Annotated in this window: 15 protein-coding genes; 5 read left to right on the forward strand and 10 right to left on the reverse strand. The window is 62.1% G+C overall.

Going from position 1 to position 15,901, the window contains the following annotated elements:
• The 3 genes from CAP37_RS08170 to CAP37_RS08180 all read left to right on the forward strand — a co-directional run bounded on the left by CAP37_RS08170 (position 1) and on the right by CAP37_RS08180 (position 3,152).
• Positions 1-600, forward strand: coding sequence for a YceI family protein (locus CAP37_RS08170; RefSeq protein ID WP_086123722.1), 600 nt, complete (start codon positions 1-3; stop codon positions 598-600).
• Positions 597-2,315 carry a hypothetical protein gene (locus tag CAP37_RS08175; protein WP_086123723.1) on the forward strand — a complete coding sequence of 573 codons (1,719 nt, stop codon included), beginning with the start codon at positions 597-599 and terminating at the stop codon, positions 2,313-2,315. Before CAP37_RS08170 ends, CAP37_RS08175 begins: the two co-directional genes overlap by 4 nt.
• Before the next feature lie 129 nt (positions 2,316-2,444).
• Positions 2,445-3,152, forward strand: a complete 708-nt coding sequence (locus CAP37_RS08180; RefSeq protein ID WP_086123724.1) for a polysaccharide deacetylase family protein — start codon at positions 2,445-2,447, stop codon at positions 3,150-3,152.
• 32 nt (positions 3,153-3,184) lie between these two features.
• Here the strand turns inward: CAP37_RS08180 and CAP37_RS08185 are convergent, their stop codons facing one another.
• From CAP37_RS08185 to guaB, 3 genes are all read right to left on the reverse strand, one after another.
• Positions 3,185-4,210 (reverse strand): glycosyltransferase family 2 protein, encoded by a 1,026-nt coding sequence (locus CAP37_RS08185; RefSeq protein WP_086123725.1) that lies wholly within the window; start codon positions 4,208-4,210, stop codon positions 3,185-3,187.
• A gap of 269 nt (positions 4,211-4,479) precedes the next feature.
• On the reverse strand, positions 4,480-6,099 hold the full coding sequence (gene guaA / locus CAP37_RS08190) for a glutamine-hydrolyzing GMP synthase (RefSeq protein WP_086123726.1): 1,620 nt from the start codon (positions 6,097-6,099) through the stop codon (positions 4,480-4,482).
• Positions 6,100-6,169: 70 nt separating this feature from the next.
• Positions 6,170-7,639 (reverse strand): IMP dehydrogenase, encoded by a 1,470-nt coding sequence (gene guaB / locus CAP37_RS08195; RefSeq protein WP_086123727.1) that lies wholly within the window; start codon positions 7,637-7,639, stop codon positions 6,170-6,172.
• Between the two features lie 172 nt (positions 7,640-7,811).
• Between guaB and CAP37_RS08200 the strand changes: the two genes are divergently transcribed.
• Complete coding sequence (locus CAP37_RS08200) at positions 7,812-8,375, forward strand: DUF4124 domain-containing protein (RefSeq protein WP_256926913.1); 564 nt, start codon at positions 7,812-7,814, stop codon at positions 8,373-8,375.
• On the opposite strand, the gene CAP37_RS08205 is transcribed toward CAP37_RS08200, so the two are convergent.
• Both CAP37_RS08205 and CAP37_RS08210 read right to left on the reverse strand, forming a co-directional pair.
• Entirely contained in the window at positions 8,369-8,698 is a 330-nt protein-coding gene (locus CAP37_RS08205) for an RnfH family protein (protein WP_086123729.1), read from the reverse strand. The two genes, CAP37_RS08200 and CAP37_RS08205, sit on opposite strands and share 7 nt — an antisense overlap.
• A 1-nt stretch (position 8,699) precedes the next feature.
• Entirely contained in the window at positions 8,700-9,146 is a 447-nt protein-coding gene (locus CAP37_RS08210; RefSeq protein WP_086123730.1) for a type II toxin-antitoxin system RatA family toxin, read from the reverse strand.
• A gap of 48 nt (positions 9,147-9,194) precedes the next feature.
• On the opposite strand from CAP37_RS08210, the gene smpB reads away from it, so the two are divergent.
• A complete protein-coding gene (gene smpB, locus CAP37_RS08215; RefSeq protein WP_086123731.1) occupies positions 9,195-9,692 on the forward strand; it encodes an SsrA-binding protein SmpB in 498 nt (165 codons plus the stop codon).
• A 45-nt stretch (positions 9,693-9,737) separates the two neighbouring features.
• Here the strand turns inward: smpB and CAP37_RS08220 are convergent, their stop codons facing one another.
• The 5 genes from CAP37_RS08220 to truB all read right to left on the reverse strand — a co-directional run bounded on the left by CAP37_RS08220 (position 9,738) and on the right by truB (position 15,900).
• Positions 9,738-10,730 (reverse strand): alpha/beta hydrolase fold domain-containing protein, encoded by a 993-nt coding sequence (locus CAP37_RS08220; RefSeq protein ID WP_086123732.1) that lies wholly within the window; start codon positions 10,728-10,730, stop codon positions 9,738-9,740.
• A gap of 196 nt (positions 10,731-10,926) precedes the next feature.
• Complete coding sequence (locus tag CAP37_RS08225) at positions 10,927-12,027, reverse strand: enoyl-CoA hydratase/isomerase family protein (RefSeq protein WP_086123733.1); 1,101 nt, start codon at positions 12,025-12,027, stop codon at positions 10,927-10,929.
• A gap of 30 nt (positions 12,028-12,057) precedes the next feature.
• A complete protein-coding gene (locus tag CAP37_RS08230) occupies positions 12,058-13,065 on the reverse strand; it encodes a DMT family transporter (RefSeq protein WP_086123734.1) in 1,008 nt (335 codons plus the stop codon).
• A gap of 40 nt (positions 13,066-13,105) precedes the next feature.
• Complete coding sequence (gene typA, locus CAP37_RS08235; RefSeq protein WP_086123735.1) at positions 13,106-14,932, reverse strand: translational GTPase TypA; 1,827 nt, start codon at positions 14,930-14,932, stop codon at positions 13,106-13,108.
• Positions 14,929-15,900 carry a tRNA pseudouridine(55) synthase TruB gene (truB, locus tag CAP37_RS08240; protein WP_086124883.1) on the reverse strand — a complete coding sequence of 324 codons (972 nt, stop codon included), beginning with the start codon at positions 15,898-15,900 and terminating at the stop codon, positions 14,929-14,931. The genes typA and truB overlap by 4 nt, the downstream gene beginning before the upstream one ends.
• Position 15,901: the final 1 nt, after the last annotated feature.

Consider the following 15,901-nt stretch of genomic DNA (forward strand, 5'->3'; position numbering starts at 1 on the left):
ATGCGACGTTTCCTGCTGCCCGCCCTCACCCTCTGTGCCGCCCTGCTGGCCACCGCGCCCGCGCAGGCCCAGGCCGCCCGCTACGAGATCGATCCCGATCACCTCACGGTCGCCTTTCTGGTCGACCACATTGGCTACGCCAAAGTGCTCGGCATGTTCCGCTCGGCGCGTGGCAGCTACCGGTTCGACGAAGCCACGGCCACGCTCTCCGAGGTGCGCATCGAGGTGGAAACCGCCAGCGTGTTCAGCAACCAGCGAAAGCGGGATGACCACCTCAAAGGCCCCGATTTTCTGAACAGTGGCGAATTCCCCCGCATGGTGTTCACCGCCGCTGCGGCCAGGCGCACCAGCGAGCGCACCTTCGACATCACCGGTGAGCTCGAACTGCTGGGCAAGAAGCAGCCGCTCACGCTGCAGGCCACCTGGAACAAGAGTGCGGAATCGCCCTTGGGGGGGCCCGGTGGCAAGCCGTATGTGATGGGGGTTTCGGCGCGAGGCAGCTTCAAGCGCAGCACCTTCGGCATGAACTACGCCGTGGCCAATGGCTGGGTGGGTGACGAAGTGCCGCTGATCATCGAATTCGAGGCCATTCGCAAGTGAGTGCGGCGCAGGCACCGCGCTCCGCCATCGCCTGGGGCCTGCGCTTTGGGCTCGCCCTTGCGTTGCTCAACACGCTGCTGACGTTCGAGAACCGCTGGCCGGGTTTTGGCGTGCTCTACATGCCGCGCCTCTCGTTCGAGCTGTGCCTGATGGTGGTGGCGCTCATGGCCTGGGTAGGCTGGCGAGGTGACATCAGCCGCCGCAGTGCCGGTGCGCTTGCCGTGGCCTTCCTGGTGCTTGTCTTCGTGCGCTACGCGAATGTGACCGCGCCCGCCGTGCTGGGGCGGCCGGTCAACCTGTACTGGGATGGCCGCCACACCCTCGAACTGCTGAGCGCGGCCGGCCATGTGCTGCCCGTATGGCAGGTCGTTACGGCACTGCTGGCGCTGATGGTCGGTTTGCCGGCGTTGTGGTGGTTGGTGCGTGCATCCTTCCTGTCGCTTGCAGCGTGCGTTTCCTGGCCGCGCGCGCGCCCCGGGCTGCTGGCCGCAACTGGCGCACTCACCGTCAGCTTTGCCGCCTATGTGCCGGATTCGCGCGATACGCGCTGGTTCTTTTCGTTGCCCATCACGCCCACGCTCGTGCAGCAAGGTGCGTTGCTGGCTCGGGCATGGCTGCCGGGCCAGCGCCATGCCGCTTTGAGCGAGAGCCCGGCCTTTGCGGGCGACCTCTCCGGACTGGTGGGCGCGCAGGGGCCGGCTGATGTGCTGCTGGTCTTCGCCGAGTCCTATGGCGCCAGCACCTTCGATCAACCTGGCCAGGCGCTCGCGCTGCGGCCTTCACGCGACCAGATGGCGGATGCCATTCAAGCAAGCGGCCGTGCCGTGGTCTCGGCACGCGTGGTGGCGCCCACCTTCGGCGGCGCATCATGGCTGTCGCACGCAGCCTTGCTCTCGGGCGTGGACACCACCGACCCGGCAGACCACGACTTGCTGCTCACCAGCCAGCGGCCTACCCTAGTGAGCCATTTCACGCGGCATGGTTACCGCACGGTTGGCTGGATGCCGGGTTTGAAGCGCCCTTGGCCCGAGGGCTCGTTCTATGGCTTCGAGCGCCTGGCCGACGACCCGCGCCTGGGCTACCGGGGGCCGGATTTTGGTTTCTGGCGCATTCCGGATCAGGCCGCCATGGCTCTGCTGCACACGCAGGAACTGGACCGCAGGGCACCCGAGCACGACCAGCGCCCAAGGTTTGCCGTGTTTCCCACCACCAGCACCCATGCGCCGTTTCACCCGCTGGCACCCCTGGTGAATGACTGGTCGACCCTGACCGGGCCCCAAGCCTACAGCGCGGATATGGCCCGCACTGCGCTGGCTGCGCCTGTCAGTGTGACGCAGACCAAGTTGCGGTATCTGGAGAGTCTGCGCTACCAGAACAGCTGGATGGCCGACTACCTGCGTCACCACGCCCCAAGGTCTCTGGTGATGGTGGTCGTGGGCGACCATCAGGCGCCTGCCCTCGCGTCTGGCGCGGGCGCCTCGTGGGATGTGCCGGTGCATGTGATCAGCGACGATCCGGCACTGCTGCACCGCCTGATGGCGCGCGGCTTCGTGCCCGGCCTCGCGCCCGCCAACGCCTCTTTGGGGCCGATGACATGGCTGACCAAGGCGATGCTGGAGGTGTTTGACGCGGTGCCGGCCGGCAATTCTCCCCATGCAGAACACTTGGCGTCACCGCCGTCCAACGCCCACGCGAGAAGCACATCGGGTACGTGACGCGCTGACTTTGTGCTGAATTGCCCGAAGCCTTTGATTAAAAGATCAAAGCATCTCGACTGGCGTGAGTGATGCGGTCCGGCGCTGGCAGAATGAGGTTGCCAGATACTTTCAAGCAACGAGGTTTGCATGACCGCCAGCGTGCTTCTTTACCACTCCATCAACGACCGAGCCGATTTGGTGGCCGGGGGGGCTGCATTGCCTGTTGCTCGATTCCAGGAGCACATGGAATTTCTGGCAAAAAGCGGTCGCGCCCTCGCCCGTACAGAAGCCTGTATGGATGACCGCGCAAAAGGAATCGTCGTCACATTTGATGATGGAGACGCAGATACGTTTGAAACCGCGTTACCGATCCTGGAAAAATACCAGGTTCCGGCGACGGTTTTTGTATCGAGTTCGCTCCTTGATACCGTTTGGGTTGACAACGGTTTGAAGCGAAAAATGATGTCCAAATCGCAGTTGAGGTTGTTGGCGGCCAGCCCCTTGATTGAAATTGGATCTCATGCGCACCTGCACCAGTCGATGGTTGAGCGCCCGAAGTCGGATTTGCTTGCCGACCTGACGCTATCCAGACAGATTCTCGAAGATGTTGTGGATCGGCGAATCCGATATCTGGCTTATCCGCATGGATTGCACGACAAGACGGTAATGGATGTGGCCAAGCAGGCTGGGTTCGACGCAGGCTTCGGATGCACCGATGTTTGTGGCGGCAAGTTTGGCTTGCCGCGCATTGGCATATCGAGCAAAGACAGTTTGTCGAGATTGAAAGTCAAACTGCTGCCTGGTTATCGGCCGACGCTGGTCATGGCCAGGCGGATACTCACCAGATCATTCTGACTTCAGGCTCGATCGGGTGATTCTGCAGAGCGCTACCAGTACCCCGCTCCCGTGCCCTTGGCCATTTTGATCTGTGCATTGACATACACAACAAGATCGAATCCAAACCCCAGCAAGAGAAAAAGAAGTCGCCGGGGTCGCAATAGATTTCGGCGTCTTCGACTGATGAACAGACTACGCTTCGTGACGAAGTGAAAAGGAATCCACCCGAATGGCCATTTTGGCAAGTGGGATCTGATTACATCGGCGAGCCAAGTTTCCTGACGGGCAGCATCTTGCAACGCAGATCGTCTTTGGTGGACTGGTAGCGACCGCAGTTCGTCAAATACAGCAGCATTGATGGCTGAGCCAATGACAATGCGGGTCTGATGACGTATAAGCGCTCGGATTGATCGCTCCGCTGCAAAAATGTGGAAAACGTCATCCCCATTGATTCGCGAAAGATCCTCCTCCATCGACATCGCGTCCGTAAGAATCATCGCTCGTAGAAAACCATCTTCGACGGCAAGACCTATTGGCATATGCAGCAGTCTTGCCTTTACCGCAGGCATGGCATACAAAGAGCCGCAAATGGCTGTTTTCCATTCGTTCAGCGTTTCACTGCCTGAAGCCAGGGCTTTGTCTATCAGACTCAGATTCTTTGGCCGATAAACAATATCTTTGATGGGATGAGAATTAAAAGCGTGGAGATTAGGATTGGAGGACAACCCGCGGATCATGCGCAACAAACTATCGGGTTCTGGCAATTCAATATCCGCATCCGAGAAAATCAAGACATCCAGATCGGGACGGCTTAACTCATGTACGTATGTGTTCCAAGTTCTGGATTTTCCAGCTTGGATTAACTCGAACACTTCGATTCGCAGGTTGGGGTGTTGATTCTCTTCGAGACCAACAAAAGACCGCGCCCGAATGACGGTATCGTCCGTACAGCCATTGGCCAACAGCAATACCCTGACATCCAGACCAGTGGTGTCCTGTTGCATCAGCCCCCCGAGCATTTTGACGATGCCTCCGGCCTCGTTGTGCGCAAATACCCCAATGTCAACGCGAGTCACCGTGTCTCCTCGTCCGAATATTATTTGCACTTGCCTGATGAGAGATGTTTCTCATCATACTGGTGAGTTCCTCTACAGGTCGTCAACGTCAGGTTTATCTCAACAGCAAAACGGCAAGCAACCGCGCAGCTTCCGACGAATGTCACATGAGGCACCAGAGCGCCAACCTCTGCTGGTCGTGATAGCGAACTTGTAGATCGGCCTTGGGAGGCAGTGCTCACACGGAGTGATCAATCAAGCTGTCGCTACAGATCCTGAAAGGTCCTGAGTTACTCCCACTCAATCGTCGCTGGCGGTTTTGAGCTCACGTCGTAAGTCACCCTGTTGATGCCACGCACCTCGTTGATGATGCGGCTGCTGACCTTCTTGAGCAGCGCGTACGGCAGCTCGGCCCAATCGGCGGTCATGAAATCGCTGGTCTGCACTGCGCGCAAGGCCACCACGTAGTCGTAGGTTCGGCCGTCGCCCATCACACCCACGCTTTTCACCGGCAGAAACACGGTGAATGCCTGGCTGGTCAGGTCGTACCAGGATTTGCCACTGCTTGCATCGATGGTGGCGCGCAATTCCTCGATGAAGATGGCGTCGGCCCGGCGCAGCAAATCCGCGTATTCCTTCTTCACCTCTCCCAGAATGCGCACGCCCAGGCCGGGGCCGGGAAATGGGTGGCGGTAGACCATGTCGTGCGGCAGACCCAGCGCCACGCCGAGTTCCCGCACCTCGTCCTTGAACAGGTCTCGCAACGGTTCCAGAAGTTTCAGGCCCAACTGCTCGGGCAGGCCACCCACGTTGTGGTGGCTCTTGATGGTGACGGCCTTCTTGCTCTTGGCGCCCCCAGACTCAATAACGTCTGGATAAATTGTCCCTTGTGCCAACCACTTGGCGCCTTTTGTTGAAGTACCACTTGAAATCAATCTGGCGGCTTCGGCCTTGAAAACTTCAACGAATTCGCGGCCAATGATCTTGCGCTTGGCCTCGGGATCGCTCACGCCAGCCAGGTGGCCGAGGAACTGGTCGGCAGCGTCCACGCGGATCACCTTGGCGTGCAGCTTGCCGACGAACATGTCCATCACCATGTCACCCTCGTTCAGGCGCAAAAGCCCATGGTCGACGAAGACGCAGGTGAGCTGTTCGCCGATGGCGCGGTGGATGAGCGCCGCAGCCACGGATGAATCGACGCCGCCTGAAAGGCCCAGGATGACTTCCTCGTCGCCCACCTGCTGGCGAATTTTTTCCACAGCCTCGGCGATGTGATCCCGCATCACCCAGTCGGGCCGTGTGCCGCAGATACCGAGCACGAAGCGCTCCAGAAGCGCCCGGCCCTGCAGGGTGTGGGTGACCTCGGGATGAAACTGCACTGCGTAGTAGCCGCGCGCCTCGTCGGCCATGCCGGCAATGGGGCAGCTCGGCGTGCTGGCCATGAGCTTGAAGCCTGGGGGCAGCTCGGTGACCTTGTCGCCGTGGCTCATCCAGACCTTGAGCATGCCGTGGCCTTCGGGCGTTGTGAAGTCTGCGATGTCCTTGAGCAATTCAGTGTGGCCATGGGCCCGCACCTCGGCGTAACCGAACTCGCGGTGCGTGCTGGCCTCGACCTGGCCACCCTGCTGCACCGCCATCGTGAACATGCCATAGCAGATGCCAAGCACCGGCACGCCCAGGTCCCATACCGCCTGCGGCGCACGCAGGTCGTGCTCCTCGTAGGTGCTGGCATGGCTGCCCGAGAGGATCACGCCCTTGAGCTGGCCATCGGCGGCAAATTCGCGCACCCAGTCGTCGCTCACGTCGCAGGGATGGACCTCGCAGTACACATGTGCCTCGCGCACGCGCCGGGCAATCAGCTGGGTGACCTGTGAACCGAAATCGAGGATAAGGATTTTCTGGTGCTGCATGGCGTGTGGTGGTTGCGGCGAGAAAAATGAAAAAGGCCGTCGCTCAGGACGGCCTGCTGGGCAGCGGGGATCACTCCGCCCGGTAGTTGGGAGCTTCCTTGGTGATCTGCACATCGTGCACATGGCTTTCGCGGATGCCGGCCGAGGTGATCTCGACGAACTCCGCCTTGTGGCGCATGTGCTCGATGCTGGGGCAGCCGCAGTAGCCCATGGCCGCGCGCAGGCCGCCGGCCATCTGGAAAATGATCGAGACCACCGAGCCCTTGTAAGGCACACGCCCTTCGATGCCTTCGGGCACCAGTTTGTCGGCGTTGGGGTTGCCCGTGCTGCTTTCCTGAAAGTAGCGGTCTGCGCTGCCCTGCTGCATGGCGCCGATGGAGCCCATTCCGCGGTAGCTCTTGTAGCTGCGTCCCTGGTAGAGCACGATCTCGCCGGGCGCTTCCTCGGTGCCGGCAAACATGCCGCCCATCATCACGGTGTTGGCGCCGGCCGCGATGGCCTTGGCGATGTCGCCGCTGTAGCGGATGCCACCGTCAGCGATCATGGGCACGCCGGTGCCCTGCAGGGCGCTGGCCACGTTGTCGATGGCCATGATCTGCGGCACGCCCACGCCGGCCACGATGCGAGTGGTGCAGATGGAACCCGGGCCGATGCCGACCTTGACGGCATCGGCGCCGGCTTCCACCAGCGCCATGGCCGCGCCGCCGGTGGCGATGTTGCCGCCAATCACGTCGATCTGCGGGTACTGCTGCTTCACCCACCGCACGCGCTCGATCACACCCTTGCTGTGACCATGCGCGGTGTCCACGACGATTGCGTCGACCCCGGCTTTCACCAGAGCTTCCACGCGTTCCTCGGTGCCCTCGCCCACACCCACCGCCGCGCCCACGCGCAAACGACCCGCGGCGTCGCGGGCCGCATTGGGGAAGTTGAGCTGCTTGGTGATGTCTTTCACCGTGATCAAGCCCTTCAGTTCAAAGGCATCGTTGACCAGCAACAGCCGTTCCAGCTTGTGCTTGTTCAGCAAGGTTTTGGCTTCGGCCGGCGTGGTGCCGTCGGGCATGGTGATCAGGCGCTCGCGGGGCGTCATGATCTCGCTCACGGGAAGGTCGTAGCGGGTCTCGAAGCGCAGATCGCGACCCGTCACGATACCGACCACCTTGCCAGCTTCCACCACCGGAAAGCCTGAGATGCCAAGCTCGTCGGACAGCTTCATCACCTGCCGGATTGTGGTCTGGGGGGTGATGACCACCGGGTCGCGCAGAACGCCGGATTCGTAACGCTTGACCTTGGCAACCTGAGCGGCCTGCTCTTGCGGTGTGAGGTTCTTGTGGATGATGCCGATGCCGCCTTCCTGGGCAATGGCGATTGCCAGGCGGGCCTCGGTTACTGTGTCCATGGCAGCAGAGACCAGGGGCAGATTGAGCTTGATGTTGCGGGAGAACTGGGTGGCAAGCGAAGTGTCCTTGGGCAGGACCTGGGAGTACGCTGGCACCAGCAACACATCGTCGAAGGTGAGCGCTTTGCCGAGGAGGCGCATGGGTAAAGCTCCAAAAGCGTCGATTGTAGCCGCCCCTCCTCCGTGCAAACCCGCACACCGGGTTGCGCGCGGTCTACCGCTCAGGTGCGAAAACCGACCGCTCCTACGGCTCGTCGCGCGCTTGCCCGTTCACGCTCAGCGCATGCACACGGGCCAAGGCTAAACTTGCGCCATGCCTCACTACTCACCCCTCGTTCGGCGCTGGCGCGCCGCCTGCCTGACAGCCGTTCTGCTCGCTTCCGGCCCATGGGCGATGGCCCAATGGCAGTGGATTGACGGCACGGGGCGCAAGGTGTTCAGCGATACCGCCCCACCTTCCGGAATCCCGGAAAAGAACATCGTCAAGAGCCCCGCCAGCACGCGCGCTCCCCTTCCCGCCGCAGTGGCCGCGGCGGCCGCATCCGCACCCGCCGCCACCGCGTCGCAGCCGGGCGCAACGCCGCAGTTGCCCGCGCGAGATGAGGAACTTGAAGCCCGGAAGAAGCAAGCCGACGAAGCTGAACAGGCGCGCCGCAAAGCAGATGAGCAACGCGTGGCCAAGGGCCGCGCCGAAAGCTGCGAGCGCGCGCGCAAGGCCAAAGGTGTCATGGAGTCGGGCACTCGCCTTGCCACCACCAATGCCAAGGGCGAACGCGAGATCATGGATGACAAGGCGCGCGCAGCAGAGACCCGCCGCATGGACGACATCATCCGGTCCGACTGCGGCCCCATGCCCAAGACCGCTGCCGCTCAATAACCCGCTTTGGAGCCAGGCCTGCGCCTGGCAAACAGTCCAGTAGCGCGGGCGCCCTGCCCCACAAAACGCTCGCGCCGTGCCACCTTCGGGTCTACCCGCAAGGACCTCACCACCTCCACCCGGTCGCCTTCGCGCAAAGTGTGGTCGCGCGCAGCCTTCCTTCCCCATACGCTGGTGGTGAGCGGTTCCGCATCAATCTCCGGGAACTGGACCAGCCAGCCAGCCTGAGCCAGCGCCGTTCCGAGCGTGCAGTCAACTCCCACGTCAACCTCCACCTCGTGCACCTTATGGGGCGCGCTGGCGTACATCAGGGTGATCTGCATCTCAATCGGCGCCATAGACCTGGTCGGCGCGCTTGACGAAGGCATCCACCAGGTTACCGGCGATCTTGTCGAACACCGGTCCCACCAGCGCAGCCAGGGTGTTGCTGGCAAAGCCGTAGCTCAACTGAAACTCCACCTTGCAAGCGCGTTGGCCTGCGTCACCGAGTGGCGTGAATTCCCAGATGCCATCGAGCCTGGAAAATGGACCATCGACCAGTTCCATCAGAACCTTGCGGTCGGTCTCGTGGGTGTTTCGGGTGGTGAAACTCTGGCGCAGGCCACTGATGGCCATGCCCACGCGGGCCACCATGCCGTCTTCGGTCTGCTCGATCACTTCCCCGTGATCGCACCAGGGAAGGAACTGTGGGTAGTGCTCGATGTCGGTCACCAGCGCAAACATTTCTTCGGCGCTGTGCCACAGCAGGACGGACTTGTTAATCGTTTTCATACAATCGGGCTCATTGTATTGGCCTGAAACGGCCGCACCTCGCGCTTCATGGCCACCAAAAACAGCAACGACTCCTCCGCCGCCAAGAGCACCGAAAGCCGCATCGCCGAAAACCGAAAAGCGTTCTACAACTACGCGATCGAAGAACGCTTCGAGGCGGGTGTGGTGCTTGAAGGTTGGGAGGTGAAAGCATTGCGCGAAGGGAAAGTGCAGCTCACCGACGGCTATGTGGTCATCCGTGAGGGCGAGATGTTCCTCATCGGTTGCCAGGTCAATCCCTTGCACACCGCATCGAGCCACGTGAGCCCTGACTCGGTGCGAACCAAGAAGCTCCTGCTGCACAAGGAACAGATCCGCCGTCTGATTGGCAAGATCGAGCAGAAGGGCTACACCCTCGTGCCGCTGAACCTGCACTGGAAGAGCGGCAAGATCAAATGCGAGCTCGCCCTGGCCAAAGGCAAGGCGGAGCACGACAAGCGAGACACCATCAAGGACCGCGAAGGCCGGCGTGAGGTGGAGCGGGCGATGAAGTCACGCAACCGCTGACCGCTGGCGCTCGACTGCACCGAGCGTAGGCTTGCGTCGGGGCGTCTACCTCGCCGCCGCATCGATCAGCACGCCGTCCGCCCGACCCTCGCCGCGCCATTCCAGCCCGGTGACAAAGCGCTGCAACGCACTTTCCGCCTCTACCCCGACCCCATGCTGGTCACTGATGAGCGTGTCGATCAAGTCGCTGCCGTCCTCGCGGTCGATCAGCAATGAAAGCAGCTCGGGTGAAGCCTGGCACATCAACGGCAACCGGGGGTCGAAAAGCATGGCGGCATGCAGCGTCATGTCGTGCAAGGCCAAGGCTGTTTTGAGTGTGGGTGGATGAATGCCGATGTCGATGGCGTGCTCGGCGCCCTGAATGGCGGTAGCGGAAGTCCTGAGCGGGGCGTAGACCTCGCCTCTCAAGTGCCAGTGCGTCACACGCAATTGTTCACGCTGGGCCAGTACCTCCTTTGGGTGCCGGATGAAGCTTTGCAACGCCTTCACCGCGCCGTCTGCGCCGCCCAGCAACGCTTCAATGGTGTACAGGGCTCGGGCGAAGTCTCCCGGCGTGAGCACCACTGCGCGAAGTGGCGCCTGGGCAAAGACGGTGCAAGGCTGATCGAACCACACCGCCATGACCGACGCGATGCCTCCACCAACGCCGTGACCGGTAAAAGCAATTCGGCCCGGATCGAGGCCTTTTTGAGCAGCGCGCTGGCGGAGCAGTCCGTAGGCGTGCGTGGCTCTCTGCAGCGCACCGGTGTAGCAGGCCAGGCCCATGTCGAGGGCCACGTTGATCATGAATTCGTCGGCTTCGTTCGAAGCGGCGAGCGCTTCTTCGATGAAATCGGGGCCGTCAAAGGCAAGCACCGCGTCGTCATGGGCGTTGACGTAGGCCCGTACCCGAAAGCCCTCTTGGTCGGTGCGCGATTCGACATCCGTCAGCGCAGACCAGCCTGCTGGAGGCGGTAGTTTTCGAGGGCCTGCGCCCTCGCCCTTTTTTGGGTTGCAAACAATCGCCGACATTGCGGCGCATTCCTTCTCCGTGGCCATGTTTTTCCTCCTGATCCAGGTCGCCTAGATGGCGGTCTTTTGGGATCGGAGTTTTAGTACAAAAGTTAAATCATGTCCATGCAAATTTGCAGAAGACCGAACTCTTTTGAACTCACTTTTCAACCGGCGCGATCCAGGTGCGGATATGGGGATCGAGATGCCATCTGAGTGGCATCAACTGCAGGCCAGGTGGGCATCAGCCCAGCTTATGCAGCGGATGATTTTCAGCTGGCCAGGGGCTTTCGAAGAACGCGGCGACTTGCGCGGGCGTCACATCCTCGATGCGCGCTGGGTTCCAGCGGGGCGCGTGGTCCTTGTCCACTGCCAGAGCGCGGATGCCCTCCACCGTTTCGCTGTCAGCGCCAGGACGCAAATGAAAGCAGTGATGCACCATGTCGCGCTCCATGCGCAGGTCGTCGGCCAGGCCCATGCCTCGCGCGCGGCGAATCTGTTCCAGCACCACATGCAGCATCAGTGGCGAGCGCTGTCGCAAGGTGGCCGCCGTGGTTCGTGCCCAATCGGTATCGGTCGCTTCGAGCGACTGAATGATCTGCACCATATCGGGCAGCCCGAAAACGCGGTCAACCTCTTTCACCGGCCAAGTCGCTGGCAGCACCGTGGTGCTGAGGTGGCTGGCGCACCAGCGCTCCACCGAGGCACCATTTTCAAACGGGGTTTGCGCAAAAGATGCCCACAGGCCTGGCAGGCGACCGGAGTCGATGTAACCATCGGCCCATCCTGCGGTGATGGATTCTTTCCCGTTCAGCACCAACCCGGTCAGCGCCAGGTACTCGCCCAGCCGACCGGCACACCGGCTAAGAAAATACCCACCGCCCACGTCAGGAAACAAACCAATGTGGGTCTCGGGCATGGCCAGCTTGCTGCGCTCGGTGACGATGCGCAGGCTCGCTCCCTGGCTGATGCCCATGCCGCCACCCATGACGACGCCATCCATGAACGCGATGTAGGGCTTGGGGTAGGTGTGGACGAGGTGGTTGAGCGCGTACTCTTCGGTGAAAAAATCTTCGAGCGCACTGTCGCCACTGAGTGCGGCCTGGTGGAAGAAGCGGATGTCGCCACCGGCGCAGAAGGCGCCGAAAGGGCCCTCCTTGCTGACGCCACGGACAGCGATGGCCAGCACCACCGGGTCGTCTCGCCAAGCCTTGAGGGTCTGCGTGAAGCTGCGGATCATCTCCAGCGACAAGGCGTTGAGGGCCCGGGGTCGGTTGAGCGTGATGCAACCGACGCGGCCCCTGATTTCTGCGACGACATAGTTTTCAGTGGCAGGGGAAGTCATCTGGTGGTTCCGGTTCGATCGTCGATCAGGTCATTGTGGCTGTTTGTCCACTGTCTGGATACGCGGCGTGCCACCTCGAGAGCGCCAACCCAGCAGTTCGTTGAGCACCAGGGCGCCGATCACCAGCGTACCCCCGGTCAGAACCTCTCTGCCCGGCGCCTCGCCGGCACCGACCCAGGCCAGCAGGATGCCGAAGATGACTTCAAGCAACGCGAGCAACGACACTTCGGGCGCCTTGAGCGAACGTGCGCACACCACGGCCAGCGCGCATGGAATGGCGAGCTGCACGAGGCCCAGCAGACCAAGCCAGGCCACATCAGAGCCGGTGGCGGCGAAAGGCACGGCAAAAGGCAGGGTCAGCAGCGATGAAAGCACCCCGCCTAGAAGCACCGAAGGTACGAGGTCAATCTTTTCGCCGTGGGTCTGGCCGCGTTGAACCACGGTCCAGTTGATGGCAGCTGCCACCGGCACGCAAAGGGCAAACAGAGAACCCGCCACCAGCCCACCGGTCTGCACAGTGGGATCGCCGAAGGCCTGCAGAAACTGGCTACCGTACATGTAGACGATGCCCGCGCCCGCCGCCACGATGGCCATCCAGGTGCGCAGGGCCAGGCGCTGACCAATGGCCACCCGCGCCAGCAGAGCCGTGAACAAGGGGCCGACCGACATGATGATGAGTACATTGGCCACGGTCGTGAAGGTCAGCGCCAGCATGAAGGCGGTGAACATCACGCTCCAGCAGACGCCGGAGATCCAGAACGCTCTGGAGCGTGCCAACACCCCCCAGTGACGCTCCAGCATTCCCTGGCTGGGGTCGTCGGGAGTGAAACCAGCCGCGCGGTCTGCAGACCGCCACCACGGCAGGATGACCAACAGCGAAAGCGCGGTGAAAGCACTTCGCCAGAATGTGACTTCAAAGCGCGCCGCCGACTCGAGCTGGCGCGAGACCACCCCGGCGATCGACCACATCAGGGTGACCCCGACCATCAGGAACACCGCCTGGGTGTGGTTCAGGCGGCTGAGCGAGCGGAATGGCATGGCAAAGACGGCGGTGCCGCTCTGAGAGAACGGCAGGATTTCAGGCGTCGCGTGAAGCGCGCTTGCGGTCGTGTTCCTTCAAATAGCGCTTGCGCAGGCGAATGCTCTTGGGCGTGATCTCCACCAGTTCGTCGTCCTCGATGAATTCCACACCGTATTCCAGCGTGCACTCAATCGGTGGCGTGATCTTGATCGCATCTTCCTTGCCGCTGACGCGGAAGTTCGTGAGCTGTTTGGTGCGCGTGGCGTTCACCACCAGATCGTTGTCGCGGTTGTGGATGCCAACGATCATGCCTTCGTACACCGGATCGTTGGCGCGCACGAACATACGACCGCGGTCGTCGAGCTTGCCCAGCGCGTAGGTGAAGATTTCACCATCGTCCATGGAGATCAGCACGCCGTTCTTGCGGCTGGCGATCTCGCCCTTGTGCGGCTCGTAGCCGTCGAAGATGTTGGCGATCAGGCCCGAGCCACGCGTCAGGTTCAGGAACTCGTTCGTGAAGCCGATCAGGCCACGCGCCGGAATGCGGTATTCGAGGCGCACGCGGCCACGGCCATCGGGCTCCATGTTGACCAACTCGCCCTTGCGTTCGCCCAGCGCCTGCATCACGCCGCCCTGGTGCTGTTCTTCGATGTCGGCCGTCACCATTTCGATAGGCTCATGGCGCACGCCGTCAATCTCGCGGAACACCACGCGCGGCTTGGACACCGCCAACTCGTATCCTTCGCGGCGCATGTTCTCCAGCAGGATGGTCAAGTGCAGTTCACCGCGGCCCATCACTTCGAAGATGCCGTCTTCGCTGGTTTCCTTGACGCGCAGCGCCACGTTGGCCTGCAGCTCTTTCTGCAACCGGTCCCAGATCTGGCGGCTGGTCACGTACTTGCCTTCGCGGCCAGCCAGCGGGCTGTTGTTCACGCAGAAGTTCATGGTCAGCGTGGGCTCGTCGATTTTCAGCATCGGCAGCGGCGCCGGTGTAAGGGGATCGGTCACCGTCACGCCGATGCCGATGTCGGCAATGCCATTGATCAGCACGATGTCGCCAGGACCAGCTTCGGTCACCTGCACGCGGTCTAGACCACGGAAGGTAAGCACCTGGTTGACGCGCCCCTTGACGGACTTGCCGTCCGGACCTTCCATGACAACCACATCCATCATTGGCTTGATGATGCCGGCACTGATGCGGCCCACACCAATGCGACCCACGAAGGTGGAGAAATCGAGTGCGGAAATCTGAAGCTGCAGGGGCGCGGCTGGGTCGCCTTTTTGCGCTGGCACGTGTTTGAGCACGGTGTCAAACAGGGCCGACATGTCGGGTCCCCACTGCTCGCCAGGCGCACCTTCATCCAGCGACGTCCAGCCGTTGATGCCCGAGGCGTACACCACGGGAAAGTCGAGCTGCTCGTCAGTGGCACCCAGTTTGTCGAACAGGTCGAACGCGGCATTCACCACGTGCTGCGGGCGCGCACCCGGCTTGTCGACCTTGTTCACCACCAGAATGGGGCGCAGGCCCAGTGCCAGCGCTTTCTTGGTGACGAAGCGCGTCTGCGGCATCGGGCCTTCCTGCGCGTCGATCAGCAGCACCACACCGTCCACCATGGACAAGGCGCGTTCGACTTCGCCACCAAAGTCCGCGTGGCCGGGGGTGTCGACGATGTTGATGTGGGTACCCTGCCAGCTCACAGCGCAGTTCTTGGCCAGGATGGTGATGCCTCGCTCACGTTCGATAGCGTTGTTGTCCATCACGGTGTCGACCACCTTCTCGTGCTCGGCAAAGGTGCCGGACTGGCGGAGAAGCTGATCGACCATCGTGGTCTTGCCATGGTCCACGTGGGCAATGATGGCGATGTTGCGGATTTGTTTGCTCATGTTGCGGTTTCCGGTGAGGTTTCCTGGATTTGTCGAATGTCGGTGGGGCTCAAGAGGCGCCCCGGAATAAGTTCGCCCGCGCGGACGTGGGCGGTGCCGAGCAGCGTTGGAGTTTCGCCCGCTGACGGGCCGAAGACGGCGACCTGCTCCCCATCGGGCCAATCGCCACGGCGGCGAAGGCCACTGAGAAAGCGCCCCGCATCTTCTGGGCCAAGCGTGACGACGGTGTGGCCGTCCAGTAGCGTTTGCACAGGGCGCAGCAACTCGATGCGGTCGCCCTCTTTCAGCGCTTCCAGCACTTCCAGCGTGATGCATTGCGACTCGTCGAAGTCGCCAGTGGCGATGCGGCGCAGGCGCGTGAGGTGGCCGCCGCAGCCCAGCGCCTCGCCGATATCCTCGCCCAGCGTGCGGATGTAGGTTCCCTTGCTGCAACGCACGCGCAGGCTGATCTGCGGCTCGTCGTCCAGCAGACGCATGTCCAGCAGATCCAGGTCGTGGATAACAACCTGACGCGGCTCGCGTTGCACCGTTTCGCCCTGGCGCGCGTATTCGTAGAGCGGCTTGCCATCCCTCTTGAGGGCGCTGTGCATCGGTGGCACCTGGCTGATGGGACCCATGAATCGGTCCAGTGCCTCCACCACCATGCCCGGCGTGCAGGTCACGTCTCGGGTCTGGATCACGTCCCCCTCGGCATCACCCGTGGTGGTCTTCTGGCCCAGGCGGACGGTGGTTTCGTAGGTCTTGTCGGCATCCAGGTGAAGCTGGCTGAACTTGGTGGCCGCGCCAAAACACAGCGGCAGCACGCCGCTGGCCAGCGGGTCGAGCGTGCCGGTGTGCCCGGCCTTCTCGGCGCGCAGAAGCCATTTGGCTTTCTGTAAAGCCTGGTTGCTGGAGAGACCCAGCGGTTTGTCGAGCAGAAGCACCCCATGCACAGGGCGCCGCTGCACCCTGGTGCGTGGCGCGTCCATG

This window comes from Hydrogenophaga sp. IBVHS1, from assembly GCF_002127265.1.
Classification (GTDB): Bacteria; Pseudomonadota; Gammaproteobacteria; order Burkholderiales; family Burkholderiaceae_C; genus Hydrogenophaga.

Bases quoted from the DNA above. Each gene is read 5' to 3' on its own strand.
- guaA (WP_086123726.1), bottom strand. From the start codon at position 6,099: ATGCAGCACCAGAAAATCCTTATCCTCGATTTCGGTTCACAGGTCACC.
- CAP37_RS08230 (WP_086123734.1), bottom strand. From the start codon at position 13,065: ATGCCATTCCGCTCGCTCAGCCGCCTGAACCACACCCAGGCGGTGTTC.
- CAP37_RS08210 (WP_086123730.1), bottom strand. From the start codon at position 9,146: ATGAAAACGATTAACAAGTCCGTCCTGCTGTGGCACAGCGCCGAAGAA.
- CAP37_RS08220 (WP_086123732.1), bottom strand. From the start codon at position 10,730: ATGGCCACGGAGAAGGAATGCGCCGCAATGTCGGCGATTGTTTGCAAC.
- guaB (WP_086123727.1), bottom strand. From the start codon at position 7,639: ATGCGCCTCCTCGGCAAAGCGCTCACCTTCGACGATGTGTTGCTGGTG.
- CAP37_RS08200 (WP_256926913.1), top strand. From the start codon at position 7,812: ATGCCTCACTACTCACCCCTCGTTCGGCGCTGGCGCGCCGCCTGCCTG.
- truB (WP_086124883.1), bottom strand. From the start codon at position 15,900: ATGGACGCGCCACGCACCAGGGTGCAGCGGCGCCCTGTGCATGGGGTG.
- CAP37_RS08180 (WP_086123724.1), top strand. From the start codon at position 2,445: ATGACCGCCAGCGTGCTTCTTTACCACTCCATCAACGACCGAGCCGAT.
- smpB (WP_086123731.1), top strand. From the start codon at position 9,195: ATGGCCACCAAAAACAGCAACGACTCCTCCGCCGCCAAGAGCACCGAA.
- CAP37_RS08170 (WP_086123722.1), top strand. From the start codon at position 1: ATGCGACGTTTCCTGCTGCCCGCCCTCACCCTCTGTGCCGCCCTGCTG.
- typA (WP_086123735.1), bottom strand. From the start codon at position 14,932: ATGAGCAAACAAATCCGCAACATCGCCATCATTGCCCACGTGGACCAT.
- CAP37_RS08205 (WP_086123729.1), bottom strand. From the start codon at position 8,698: ATGCAGATCACCCTGATGTACGCCAGCGCGCCCCATAAGGTGCACGAG.
- CAP37_RS08225 (WP_086123733.1), bottom strand. From the start codon at position 12,027: ATGACTTCCCCTGCCACTGAAAACTATGTCGTCGCAGAAATCAGGGGC.